This is a genomic window from Streptomyces sp. NPDC029159 (assembly GCF_055564055.1).
In genome coordinates this window covers 113215-125526 of the sequence record NZ_JBVHWT010000008.1, presented here as the reverse complement: position 1 = coordinate 125526, position 12312 = coordinate 113215, and the positions used below count along the sequence as shown (strand labels likewise).

Here is a 12312-nt window from a genome sequence, read left to right as displayed (position 1 = left end):
CCCCGGAGCGGCCCCCGGGCGCGCGGACCGCGGCCCGCGCGCCGTCCGAACCCGCCCGCGCGCCGGACCCCGGCGCCCCGTTCCCCGCCCCGAGCCCCCACCCAAGGGAGAACCGCATGACCACGGTCGGCTTCCTCTACCCCGGCCACTCCGCCGAGGACGACTACCCCCGCCTCGCCGCCCTCCTCGGTGAGGGCATCGCACTGCCGCTGGTCCACACCGACATCGGCGAGGACGCCCACCGGGTGGACGCGCTGCTGGAGATGGGGTCGGCGGCGCGGCTCGCCGCCGGCGTCGACGAGCTGCGCGCCCTGGGCGCCGAGGCGGTCGTCTGGGCCTGTACGAGCGCCAGCTTCGTCTTCGGCTGGGAGGGCGCCCAGGAGCAGGCCCGGGAGCTGTCCGTCGCCGCCGGGCTGCCGGCGTCCAGCACCTCCTTCGCCTTCACGCACGCGGTCCGGGCGCTCGGGCTGCGCCGCGTCGCGGTCGCCGCGACCTACCCCACCGACGTCGCGGAGCTGTTCCGGGCCTTCCTGAAGGCGTCCGGCACCGAGGTCGTCGCGACCCGGGGCAGCGGCATCGTCACCGCCGCCGAGGTCGGCACCTGGGGCCGCGACGAGGTGCTGGCGATGGCCCGGGCGGGCGACCACCCGGCCGCCGAGGCGGTCCTGCTGCCGGACACCGCGCTGCACACCGCGGCGTATCTGCAGGACCTCGAAAACGAGCTGGACAAGCCGGTCCTCACCGCCAATCAGGTGACGGTCTGGGAGGGCCTGCGCCTGCTGGGCCGCACCGTCGAACACCCCGCCCTGGGCACGCTCTTCACGGCCGCCGCCCACCGGGAGGGCTGAGGCGGGGCCGCCCACCGGGAGCGGACCCGGTACGTCTTCCGGTGCCCCCGCCGCCCTCGGGCCGGGGGCACCGCCACGTCACCCAGGGGTGGATTCACGGGAACGGGTGAACCGGGTCCGGGAATAACCGGAGCGCATCTCCGGTTATGGTGGCCGCAGACCGGCGAAGCGAGGAGGCCCCGCCCGTGAGCGGCGACAGTGACCAGCAGCAGCCCGACGAGATCCGCGGCACCGCCCGGGGCGATGCGCCCGTCCCGCTGTCCGTGCTCGACCTCGTGACGGTCGGCGCGGGCAGCTCCGCGACGGACGCCGTCCGCACCGCCGTCGACCTCGCCCGGATCGCCGAGCGCCGCGGCTTCCACCGCTACTGGGTCGCCGAACACCACTCCATGCCCGGCGTCGCCTCGTCCTCCCCGGCCGTGCTCCTGGCCCATCTCGCCGCGCACACCGACCGCATCCGCCTCGGCTCCGGCGGCGTGATGCTGCCCAACCACGCACCGCTGGTCATCGCCGAGCAGTTCGGCACCCTGGAGGCGATGGCCCCCGGCCGCGTCGACCTCGGCCTCGGCCGCGCCCCGGGCACCGACGGCGCCACCGCCGCGGCCCTGCGCCGTACGGAGCGGCTCCATGAGGGTGCCGATGAGTTCCCCCAGCAGCTGTCCGAGTTGACCCGCTTCCTGGACGGCACTTTCCCCGACGGCCACCCGTACGCCCGGATCCACGCGGTCCCCGGGCCGGTCCAGGCGACCTCGCCCGGTGGCGTGCAGTCACCGCACCGCCCGCCGCTCTGGCTCCTCGGCTCCTCCGGCTTCAGCGCCCGGCTGGCCGGGACCCTGGGCCTGCCGTTCGCCTTCGCCCACCACTTCTCGGCCGCCAACACCGTGCCCGCCCTCGACCTCTACCGCGCGTCCTTCCGCCCCTCCGAGGTGCTCGCCGAGCCGTACGCCCTGATCGGCGTCGCCGCGCTCGCCGCCGAGGACGAGCGGGAGGCCCGCCGCCAGGTGATGACCGGCGCGCTCTCCATGCTCCGGCTGCGCACCGGCACCCCCGGCCTGGTGCCGAGCCCCGAGGAGGCCGCCGCCCATCCGTACAACTCCCACGAGCGCGATTTCGTCGACGGCTGGCTCGCCAACATCGTCCACGGCACCCCCGACGCCGTCCGCCAGGGCCTCGACGCCTTGGTCGAACGCACCGGCGCCGACGAGCTGATGCTCACCGCCAACGCCCACGGCGGCGCCACCCGGCTGCGCTCCTACGAGCTGATCGCCGACGCGTACGGACTGCCGCGCGGCTGAGCCGGAGCCGCAGCCCCGCGGCCCCGCACACAGCCGGTGCGGGGCCGCGGTCAGAAGTCGTCGGTGCGGCCGTCCGCGTCGAGCAGGGCGGTGATCCGCTCCGGGGCCAGCGGCCGGGCGTAGAGCCAGCCCTGGCCGGTGTCGCAGCCGATCCGCCGCAGCCGCGCCGCCTGCTCGGCGCTCTCCACGCACTCCGCGGTGACCGTCAGCCCGAGCCGGTGCGCCAGCGCGACCAGCGCCTCCACGATCGTTTCATCGGCCGGATTCGGATGCTCCTGTGACCGGAAACCGCTGACGAACGAGCCGTCGAGCTTCAGGACGGAGACCGGCAGCCGGCTGAGGTAGGCGAGGTTGGAGTAGCCGGTGCCGAAGTCGTCGATGGCGATCCGGACGCCCATGTCGCTCAGCGCCTGCAGCGCCTGGAGCGGACGCCCGGCCGAACCCATCACCGCCGACTCGGTCAGCTCCAGCTGCAACAGCTCCGGCGGCAGCTCGGTCGCCGCGAGGATCCCGGCCACGTCCGCGACGAGGTCGGAGTCCCAGACCTGGCGCACGGCCACGTTGACGCTGACGAACAGCGGCCGGGCGGCGGGCCGCTCCAGCTGCCAGGCGCGGGCCTGACGGCAGGCGGTCTCCAGCACCCAGCGGCCCAGTTCGACGATGGAACCGTTCTCCTCGGCCAGCGCGATGAACCGATTCGGCGCCAGCGTGCCGAACTGCGGATGACGCCAGCGCACCAGCGCCTCCACCCCCTCGGCCCGCCCGTCGCCCAGCCCCACCAGCGGTTGGTACTCCAAGGTGAACTCGCCGCGGTCCACCGCCGGACGCAGCGTGCTGGACAGCGCCTGACGGGTCATCCGGTGGGCGTTGCGCTCGGGGTCGAAGAGCGTCCAGCGCGCCTTGCCGTCCTCCTTGGCCCAGTACAGCGTGGTGTCCGCCGCCTGCATCAGACCGGTGGCCGTCGTGCCCGCCGCGGTCCGCTCGACCACGCCGATGCTGGCCGACACCGAAAGGCGCTGCCCGGCCAGGTCGAACGGCTGCTGAAGCGCGTCCAGCGCACACTGCGCCAGCTCCGCCACCTGGTCGGTGCCGGTGGAGTTCTCCACCAGCAGCGCGAACTCGTCACCGCCGAGCCGGGCCACCAGATGGCCGCGCGAGGGGTCGTCGCCCCGGACGCCGGTCCGCTCCGCGCAGCGGCTCAGACGCTGCGCCACCGCGCTCAGCAGCCGGTCGCCGACGCGGTGGCCGAGCGTGTCGTTGACGGCCTTGAAACCGTCGAGGTCGAGGTAGCACAGGCCGATGCGGCCGGTCCCCGACGGCTCGAACGACGCGGCCTCCAGCGCCGAGGACAGCCGCTCGAAGAAGAGCGCGCGGTTGGGCAGCCGGGTCACCGGGTCGTGCATCTGCAGATGCCGCACCCGGGCCAGCAGATCGTGCCGGTCGCTGCTGTCGGCCACGGTCAGCAGGAACCGTGCGCCGTCCGGCAGCGGTTCCACGCCGACCTCCACCCAGAGGGTCTGGCCCGCCGGGTGCTTGAGGCGGCGGGTGCAGCGCAGCCGGTCGCTGCGGCCGCACAGCACCTCGCGGTAGGCGGTCCACAGCCGCGGGTCGGAGCCGAGGTCGGCGAGGTCCGCGGCGGCGGCCGAGGTGAGCTGTGCCGGGGCGGTGCCGAGCAGTTCGCCGAAGGCGGGGTTGGCCGCGATGATCAGGCCGTCGCCGTCCAGCAGGGCCATCGGCAGCCGGGCGGTGTGGAACGCGGCGCGGTAGTCGCCGAACGCCGTGGCCGGGCCCTCGTGGGCGAGCGCCGGGAGACGGCCCGCGGTGCGCTCGGCCCGTACACCGGATTCGTTGGTCGTACCCTTACGCTCCGTCACGGAGTCAAGCGTCACTCCGGGCGTGCGGCCCGGCCTGTCGGGGTGTCCGCTCACTGCTCGCTCCCGCATGGCGCTGGTCTCGTGACGGAGGGGGGAATCCGCGCTGGAAAGTGTGGCGATCATAGAGGCTGCCGCGGCGGACGAGCCAGCGACAGCGCCGTGATCATCGGCACGGGTGACGGAAGTTCAGCCAATTCTGCCCGGCTGTGTTCGTCGGAGTCCGCCGGAAACGACGCGAGGGACGCGTGTGACGTTCCGTGACGGAGCAGCGGTGGGGTGCCGCTCACTCATCCGGCCGCGGAAACAGGACGAACAGCTTTAAATCACCACAGGGTGGGAGGGGTGTCCGAATCCCGTCCCCGGAGGTCGATGTGGTGCGCCCCCAGCCGCCCGACAGGGCCGAACCGCGTCGGCTGCGCCGTGTCGTCGCGGTCGCCACCTCGCTGACCGCACTCATAGCGACCTCCATCGTCGCCGGTCCCGCCACCGCCTCGGAAGCCACCCTCTCGTGCGCCCTCGGCCGCACCGACGTCCACCACTCCGAGGGGCTGGACACCTGGAACTCCGCCTACCCCCGCCCGCGCGGCACGCTCGACGCGGTGATGATCTTCCTCTCGTTCCCCGACTCCACCCCCGTCGCCGGCGCCGGTGAACTCGCCCGGAACTACTTCCCGGCCACCTCCCGCTTCTTCGACCACGCCTCGTACGGCAAGTTCCGGCTCCGCCCGCACCTCCACCAGAAGTGGGTACGGATGCCGCACCGCTCCACCGACTACGGGATACGGCGCGACTGGGCCACCGACAGCCGGGCGGCCTACCTCCGCGACGCGGTCGCCGCCGCCGACCCCACCATCGACTACAGCCGCTACGACATCGTCTACTTCGTCGCCGACCCGGACGCCCCCGGCGTCGACTCGGACGCCACCAAGGTCGTCAACCTCGACCAGCCGATGCGCGCCGACCACACCGACCTGCGGCGCTTCGTCACGGTCTTCGAGCAGAACCCGCCGGACCGCAACGTCCTCGCCCACGAGACCAGCCACGTCTTCGACCTGCCGGACCTCTACCACCGCCCCGAGCGCGGCAAGGGCGACTGGGACACCTATGTCGGCGACTGGGACCTCATGGGCAGCCAGTTCGGGCTGGCCCCCGACCCGTTCGGCTGGCACCGGTGGAAGCTCGGCTGGCTGACCGACAACCAGGTCGACTGCGCCGGACTCACCGGCACCGGCTGGCACACCCTGCGTCCGCTGTCCGCCCCCATGGAGCCCGGCGACGAACGCCGCTCCCGGCTCCTGGTGGTCCGCACCGGACGGGACACCGCCCTCGCCGTCGAGGCGCGCGACGCGAGCGGCAACGACCGGACGCTCTGCCGCGAGGGCGTCCTCGTCTACCGCGTCCGCTCCTCCGTCGCCTCCGGCTCCGGCCCCGTCCAGGTCCTCGACGGCCACCCGGCCACCTCCGCCTGCGCCGGCACCTCCGTCCATCCGCCGCTCGCCGACGCCCCGCTCGGCGTCGGTGAGAGCCTGCGCGACACCGCCGACGGCGTACGCGTGGAGGTCGAGGGACGCACGCCGGCGGGCGACTGGACGGTCCGGGTCACCCGTGCCTGAGCCGCCCCGCGGACACGCCCCGCAGATACGACGAAGGCCCTCACCGAAGTGAGGGCCTTGCCTGTCTGTGCGCCGCCAGGGACTCGAACCCCGGACCCGCTGATTAAGAGTCAGCTGCTCTAACCAACTGAGCTAGCGGCGCCTGCTGACGTGGAAGACCTTAGCACCCGGAAGGGGGAGGGGAAAAATCGGCGGCCCGGCGGCCGGAGGCTCAGTGGGAGGTCAGCGCGGTGGCGGCCCGCTCCGGGGCCCCGCCGGCGGCCGCCCGGACCGGGTACTCGGGGACCGTGGCGTACCCGGCGCCGGTCTCCGTGCGGGCGGCGCGCACACAGGCCCACAGCAGGACGTCGGGCCCCGGCAGCCAGGGCGAGCGGACGTCGGGGGCGACCAGCCACCGGGTGGCGGGCGGTGCGGCGCCGCCCGCCGGGCCGGCGCCCGGGTGCAGCGGCGGGACGGTCACCGCGTCCCCGCTGCCGTGGCAGAGCAGCGGTGGCACGGCGGCCGCCCACTCCTCCCACTCCAGCAGCGCGGGCAGCCGCTGCGCGGAGCCGGGGGCGGCGAAGAGCAGGATCCGGCCCTGGTGGGCGGCGACGGGGCCGGAGCCGGGGCCGTCCGACCAGAGCCGGTCGACCATCCGGCGGCCGAAGAGCGCGGGCGCGTTGATCACGTCGAAGGCGGTGCCGCACGGCAGCACGCTCGGCGCGGTGGGCCGCTGCGCCCACAGGGCGCGCACGGCCCCCGGACGCGTGCTGGCGGAGGCCAGCCAGTCGGCGCCGGCCAGGGTGACGTACGAGGCGGTGGGGAAGCCCGGGGAGGCCGGGGCGGAGGAGGTGTCGGACTGCCAGTCGCTCATGGGGACAGGTCTACCGACGCGCAGGGGTCTCCGCGGTGGATTTCCGAAACCGGGACACTACGGGTCGGTAAGGGGTATCTTCCCCTCGCGCATATGCCGTGGGCTCATGGAGGACCCCGGTGGGACGGGGTCCCGGGGCGTTCCCGGAGCCTCACGGGCGGCCCGTACGGGGCGGTCGCCCCCCGGGGGGAGCGCGCCGGTACGGGCCCGGCACCGGGCCGCCCGGTGGGCCCGGCCCGCGGCCGTGCCGGTCAGTCGCCGCCGTCGGGGCGGGCGGCGCCGTCGCGCATCAGGCTCCGGCCGAACTCGACCATCTTGCGGGCGTAGTCCTCCGTCCACTCCGCGCGCTCGGCGAGGGCTGCCGACGTCAGGCGGTCGAAGCGCTTGGGGTCGGCGAGCTGTGCGGCGGCCAGCGCCTGGAACTCCGTCGCCCGGTCGGCGGCGGCGCGGAAGGCGAGCGCCAGCTCCGTGGAGCGGCTCAGCAGCTCATGCGGATCCGCTATCGACTCCAGGTCGAAGAAGTGCTCGGGATCCGCCGTGGCCTCGGGCGGTTCGAAGAGCAACGGCGCGGGCCGCAGGCGCCGGGGCGCCGCGCCGCGCGGGTCGGGAGCCGGTCGCGGCTCGGACATGGACATACCTCCAGGGTTCGAGTGCCGCATTCCATTCTCCCGCGCCGCGCAAGGGCGCGGGGCCACCGCGCGCGGCGCCGTCACGGCCGCCACCCCACCCGGTGCTCCGCGAGCCGGGCGAGCACGGCGTGGTGGGCCTCCCAGCCGTCGGGGAACTTCACCGTGACGCCGAGCTGCACCGGATCCGTCGACGGGTGTTCGTCCAGCAGCTCGGCCACGCCCGCCCGGCAGACCACGATGCAGGCGTGGCGGTGGCGGGAGGCGAGGACGCACAGGCGGCCGGTCTCCAGGTGGAAGGCGGTGGCGTCGGGGCGTCCGGAGAGCGGGTGGAGCACCACCGTGACGTCGTACTCGCGGCCCTGGAGGCGGTTGGCGGTGTCGACCACGACGCCGCCCACCCCCAGCTCGGCGAGGGCCGCGCGGACCGCGGCGGCCTGATCGCGGTGGGCGGTGCCGACCGCGATCCGGGCGGCCGTCACCGGCTGGGGGTCCGGACCGCGCTCGCTGGTGGCGACCGTGCCGCGGTCCAGCAGCCGCCGCACCACCAGCGCCACCGCCCGTACCGCCTCCGGGTCGGTGCGCGGGGTGTGCCGGGCGGGCAGCTCCAGCAGGCCCCAGCCGGAGGCGGCGGCCTCGTCCAGGACGCGGTCGACGCCCGAGCCGTCGCCCGCCGCCCCGAACGCCAGGCTCCGGTCGCCGGGGCCGGTGCCGCTGCGGAAGCGGGTGAACGGGTAGAACGCGTCGGAGACCAGCGGCGCCGCCGACGCGGGCAGCCGCCAGGAGACCGGCAGCCGGTGCTGCGGCAGGTCGGGGTTGTGCGCCAGGAGCGTGGCGACGGCGCTGGACGACGGGTCGTACGCGAGACCGGCCCACTGCTCGGCGCCGACCACGCTGAACGGGTCCAGCTGCCCCGGGTCGCCGACGAACAGCGCCCGCTCGAAGAGCCCGGCGACGGCCAGCAGCGCGTCCGAGCGCATCTGGTACGCCTCGTCGACGATCGCGTGCCGCCAGCCCTGCTCGACCTTGGTGTGGGCCCACTTCGCGGCGGTGGAGACGACGACGTCCATCCCGGCGAGGTCGCCGATCTTCGCGGAGGCGCGGACCTCGGGCAGCGCGGCGAGCGCCGGGTCGACGGTGCCCGGCTCGCTGCCGTGCAGCCGCCCGACCGGCAGCTGCGGATCCTTCTCGGCCAGCCGCAGCACCAGGTCGTCCACCTGGGCGTTGGTCTGCGCGACGATCATCAGCGGGTGCCCGGCCGCGGCCAGCTCCCGGGCCGCGCGGACCACCAGGGTGGACTTGCCGGCGCCCGGCGGGGAGTCGACGACCACGCCGGGACGGGTGCTGTGCAGGGTGTCGTGGAGGATCGCGTCCGTCGCGGCGGTGGCCGCCGCGCCCGGGTCGAACGGCTCGGGGCCGCCCGGCCCGGGGGCCGCGCGCGTCGTCCACGGGGCGCCGGTCACAGGAAGTCCTCCGGGGTCATCGGGTCGGGGGCGTCACCCTCGGGTGCGGCGGCGGGCGGGCCGCCGTGCGTCCACGGGGTGTCCTCGGGCTCCGGCAGCTGCGGGCCGCCGCGCGGGGCGTGCTCGAACAGCGTCCAGCACATCGTCTCACCGGGCTCGGGCACCGAACCGGGCGCGGGCACCTTGCCCCGCCCCATGCCGCCGGTGAGCCGCACCGTCAGGCTGCCCGCGGCCCCCTCCTCGTACGCCACGAACACCGCGCTCTGCGCCTTGCCGTCGGGCAGCGGGCGGTGCAGCCGGGCGCCGTCGGTGAGCAGCGGGGTGTCGGTGGTGCGCAGCGTCACCAGGGGGCGCGGCATCGGGCGCGGGCCCTCGGAGAACGCCTCCTCGACGGCGGTGACCTCCCCGGCGAACGCCTCCCCGGCCAGCCGCCGGCCGGCCATCACCAGCGCGTCGTCCAGCGCCTCCTGGGCGTCCAGCTGGGCCTGGGCGGTCTCCCGGGAGGCGAGCTTGCGGGCGGCGGTGACCGCGTCGTCCCGCTTGGGCTGCGGCGGCTCGCCCGCGCGCACCCGGTCGCGGTGGGCGGTGTACGACCAGCGGTCGCGCTTCCAGCGGTCGGCGACGTGGCCACCGGGCGGCAGCGCGCGCAGCAGGTCCCAGCCGCGCCAGACCGCGTCCCAGGTGGGCCGGAGCTGACCGGCGATCAGCTCCCGTAGCTCCTCGGCGGCGCCGTCCGCGCCCGCGTCGTACCGGGCCATCGCGGGCGCCAGCAGGGTGTTGTCGAACGCCGGGTCGGTGGCGGGGCCGGCGGGCGGGCAGTGCAGGATGCCGTCCGCGCCGCGCGCCGACTCCGCGTGCTCGGCGGCGGCCCGGCCCGACAGCCCCTCGGGCGGGTCGATCCAGGCGAGCAGGGCGCCCAGGTGCTGGTCCTCCAGGGCGCTCTGGCCCGTCGCCCAGTGGCGGGTCAGCAGCTCCGTCATGGAGAGCAGCAGGCAGGAGCCCGGCACCCGGGCGCGCTCGCCGAGGTGGGTCAGCCAGCGGCCCAGCAGCGGCACCCGGGGCGGCGCGGGGTACGGCGCCTCGGGGTCCTGCTCGGCCGTCCGCCGGAACCGGGTCGAGCGGCCCAGCAGCCGCATGTACGCGACGCCCGCGGCGGACGGCACGAGCAGCTGCGGGGCGTCGGCGCACAGTTCGACCTGGACGGTGACCTTCCGGCCGGTCTCCGGGTCGGTCTCCTTGCGCTCCTCGTGGCCGACGGCGTCGGCGAAGCCGTCCAGATACGGCAGCACCGCGTCGGCCAGCTCGGCGAGGAAGGCGAAGCGCAGATCGCGGTCGCGGGGCTGCGCCACCGTCAGCAGCATCGGCCGCTCACGGTCCGTGCCGACCAGGGCGCCCAGCGGCGCACCGGCCTCGCCCGCCGTCGTCAGCGGGACGCACACCAGGGGGCGGTCGGAGAGATGGCGGTGGCGGACGGTGGTGAGCGGGCGGGCCGCACCGGCGGCCGCCGCCTCCATCCGGGCCAGGGTCTCGATCAGCGGCATACCGGATCCTCCGCTCCGGGGGCGGTACGGGGGACGGGCACGGGCGGCGCGGCGGTGGCCAGCGCCTCGGCGCGCAACCGGGCGGCGCGGCGCAGCGCGGCGAGGGCCGGATCGGCGTCCTCCGGGGCCGGGTCCGTGGGGGAGTGCTCCGGGGCGGCCGGGCGTTCCGGTCCGGCGCCGCACCCGGGGGCGCCGGCCGCCGGCGCGCCGGCCGCGGCCAGCACCTCCTCGATGGTCCGCAGCGACCCCAGCTCGCCGCGGACGCCGCGGCCCAGGGTCTCCACGGCGCCCTGCTCACGGGAGCGGCCACGGCAGTGGAACGCCAGCTCACAGGCGGCCAGGCACTCGGGGGCGTACGCCGCGTCGACCGCCTCGACGGCGTCGGCCAGCTCCGCCGCGGGGCGGGTCGCCGTCCGGCCGTCGTCGGCGAGGCGCAGGTCGAAGGTGGTCTCCGGGGGCAGCGCGGCGGCGATCTCCTCGACCCGGGTGAGGCGGGCCAGCTGCCGCCGGGTGGTGGCGAGCTGCTTGCGGATGTCGACGGCGGCGGCCGTGGGGAGGTTGGAGAAGTCCTGCGGGCAGACCAGCAGCACCCGCTCGCCGACCCGGGCCGGACGCTCCCCGTGGGCGGTGACCTGCGCGGCGACGGTCTCCAGGGCGTGGACGTAGACCGCCGCCTGCCGGGCCGCCGCGCCCACCTTTGCGGCGTCCGCCGCGCCGTCGATCATCGGGAAGGACTTGATCTCCACGACCGTCCAGACGCCGTCCGGGCGGACCACCACCGCGTCCGGCTCCACATAGGCGGGCGAACCGGCGACCTCGACCGCGAGCAGCGGATGGTCCAGCAGCGTCCAGCCGCCGGCCGCCGTGGCCTCCCGCAGCGCCAGCGCCGTACGGGCCGACCGGCCCTCGGGGCCGGCGGCCGTCAGATCCGGCGCGGCGACCTCGCCCTCCTCGGGCGCGGGGGTGCCGGACGGCAGCCGGGCGTGCAGCAGCCGCAGCAGCTCGGCGCCGCCGTCCGCCTTGACGCGGGCCTCGAAGCTGTTGCCCCGGGCGAGGGCGAACCGGGACTGGCCGTGCCCGGCGGGGGAGCCGAGGGCCTGGGCCAGGGCGGCCTTGTCGACGCCCGCGCCGTCCAGCAGCGCGCGGCGGCGGCAGCCCGGGTTGGCGGCCAGCGCGGCGAGCGCCCGGGCGTCGAGCGCGCGGGGGCGTATGCCCGGCCCGCGCAGCTCAGTGAGGCGCTGCCGCAGGCTCGGGGACGGCGTCGGCCGGGCGCTCGGCGCGGCGTCCGCCGCGGGTGGGCTGTCGCGGAAAACGTTCACCCGGCGAAGTCTCGCATCCGGCACCGACAACGCCCCCGGCCGTCCCGCGCCGCGCGGCGGCGCCACGGCGCTCGCGTACGGCGTCGACGAGCCGGAGCAGCGGGCCGGTGAGCCAGGCGCCCACGCCCATGACGGCCACGCCCGCCACCACGTCCAGCAGGTAGTGGTTGGCGGTGCCCATCACCACCAGGGCGATGGCCACCGGGTAGGCCACGGCGAGCGCCCGCACCACCCGGGAGGAGGCCAGCCGCCACCCGACCACCCCGCACCACAGCGCCCAGCCCACATGGAGGCTCGGCATCGCCGCGTACTGGTTCGTCAGCCCGCCCAGACCGCGCGGCGCGCTCGCCTCGGCGCCCCACCAGCCGTAACCGGCGTAGTGGGCCATACCGTCCACGAAGCCCTGCCCGGCGTCGAGCAGCCGGGGCGGTGCGGTCGGGAAGAGAGTGAAACCGATCAGTCCTATGAGGGTGGCGGTCAGCAGCCGGCTGCGGGCCACCCGGTAGTGCGCGGGCCGCCGTCGCCACAGCCACACCAGGACCGCCGGGGTGACGACGTAGTGCAGCGCCGCATAGGCGTACGCGGCGGGCACGCCGACCACCGGGACCTGGGTGAAGAGCCGGTTCAGCGCCGGTTCCGGGGTGAGATGGAGGGCCCGTTCGACCCGTAGGAGGGCGGTGCCGTGCCCGGCGGCGGTGGTCACGTCGCCCCGGGCCAGCAGGCGGCCCGCGGAGTACGCGGCGTAGACCGCTGCCAGGAGCGGGAGTTCGGTCCACCACCGGGGGCGGCCGGGCCGGGCCGCCGTGCGGGGCGCTGCGCTCACCATCGCGCACCTTCTTCGTCGTGCTTCTCGGGTGCGGTGGCCACCGCACTGCCCCGC

Annotated in this window: 10 protein-coding genes and 1 tRNA gene; 3 read left to right on the top strand and 8 right to left on the bottom strand. The window is 75.9% G+C overall.

Annotated elements, in window-relative coordinates:
* Nucleotides 1–116: 116 nt before the first annotated feature.
* Both ACZ4U4_RS17820 and ACZ4U4_RS17815 read left to right on the top strand, forming a co-directional pair.
* Complete coding sequence (locus ACZ4U4_RS17820) at nucleotides 117–848, top strand: maleate cis-trans isomerase family protein (protein WP_467874822.1); 732 nt, start codon at nucleotides 117–119, stop codon at nucleotides 846–848.
* Nucleotides 849–1033: 185 nt separating this feature from the next.
* Entirely contained in the window at nucleotides 1034–2143 is a 1110-nt protein-coding gene (locus ACZ4U4_RS17815; RefSeq protein WP_467874819.1) for an LLM class flavin-dependent oxidoreductase, read from the top strand.
* A gap of 50 nt (nucleotides 2144–2193) precedes the next feature.
* Here the strand turns inward: ACZ4U4_RS17815 and ACZ4U4_RS17810 are convergent, their stop codons facing one another.
* Nucleotides 2194–4017, bottom strand: coding sequence for a putative bifunctional diguanylate cyclase/phosphodiesterase (locus ACZ4U4_RS17810; protein ID WP_467874817.1), 1824 nt, complete (start codon nucleotides 4015–4017; stop codon nucleotides 2194–2196).
* A gap of 371 nt (nucleotides 4018–4388) precedes the next feature.
* Here ACZ4U4_RS17810 and ACZ4U4_RS17805 point away from each other — a divergent pair, with 371 nt between their 5' ends.
* On the top strand, nucleotides 4389–5630 hold the full coding sequence (locus ACZ4U4_RS17805) for a M6 family metalloprotease domain-containing protein (protein WP_467874814.1): 1242 nt from the start codon (nucleotides 4389–4391) through the stop codon (nucleotides 5628–5630).
* Between the two features lie 68 nt (nucleotides 5631–5698).
* On the opposite strand, the gene ACZ4U4_RS17800 is transcribed toward ACZ4U4_RS17805, so the two are convergent.
* The 7 genes from ACZ4U4_RS17800 to ACZ4U4_RS17770 form a co-directional block, all read right to left on the bottom strand.
* Nucleotides 5699–5772, bottom strand: a tRNA-Lys gene (locus ACZ4U4_RS17800).
* A 69-nt stretch (nucleotides 5773–5841) separates the two neighbouring features.
* A complete protein-coding gene (locus tag ACZ4U4_RS17795) occupies nucleotides 5842–6483 on the bottom strand; it encodes a bifunctional DNA primase/polymerase (protein WP_467874812.1) in 642 nt (213 codons plus the stop codon).
* Nucleotides 6484–6734: 251 nt separating this feature from the next.
* A complete protein-coding gene (locus tag ACZ4U4_RS17790; protein WP_467874810.1) occupies nucleotides 6735–7112 on the bottom strand; it encodes a hypothetical protein in 378 nt (125 codons plus the stop codon).
* An 80-nt stretch (nucleotides 7113–7192) separates the two neighbouring features.
* Nucleotides 7193–8572, bottom strand: coding sequence for an AAA domain-containing protein (locus tag ACZ4U4_RS17785; protein WP_467874807.1), 1380 nt, complete (start codon nucleotides 8570–8572; stop codon nucleotides 7193–7195).
* Entirely contained in the window at nucleotides 8569–10113 is a 1545-nt protein-coding gene (locus ACZ4U4_RS17780; RefSeq protein WP_467874804.1) for a hypothetical protein, read from the bottom strand. Before ACZ4U4_RS17780 ends, ACZ4U4_RS17785 begins: the two co-directional genes overlap by 4 nt.
* Nucleotides 10104–11432 (bottom strand): hypothetical protein, encoded by a 1329-nt coding sequence (locus ACZ4U4_RS17775; protein WP_467874802.1) that lies wholly within the window; start codon nucleotides 11430–11432, stop codon nucleotides 10104–10106. The genes ACZ4U4_RS17780 and ACZ4U4_RS17775 overlap by 10 nt, the downstream gene beginning before the upstream one ends.
* Nucleotides 11341–12258: a phosphatase PAP2 family protein gene (locus ACZ4U4_RS17770; protein WP_467874799.1), complete on the bottom strand. Its 918-nt coding sequence runs from the start codon at nucleotides 12256–12258 to the stop codon at nucleotides 11341–11343. The genes ACZ4U4_RS17775 and ACZ4U4_RS17770 overlap by 92 nt, the downstream gene beginning before the upstream one ends.
* Nucleotides 12259–12312 lie beyond the last annotated feature (54 nt).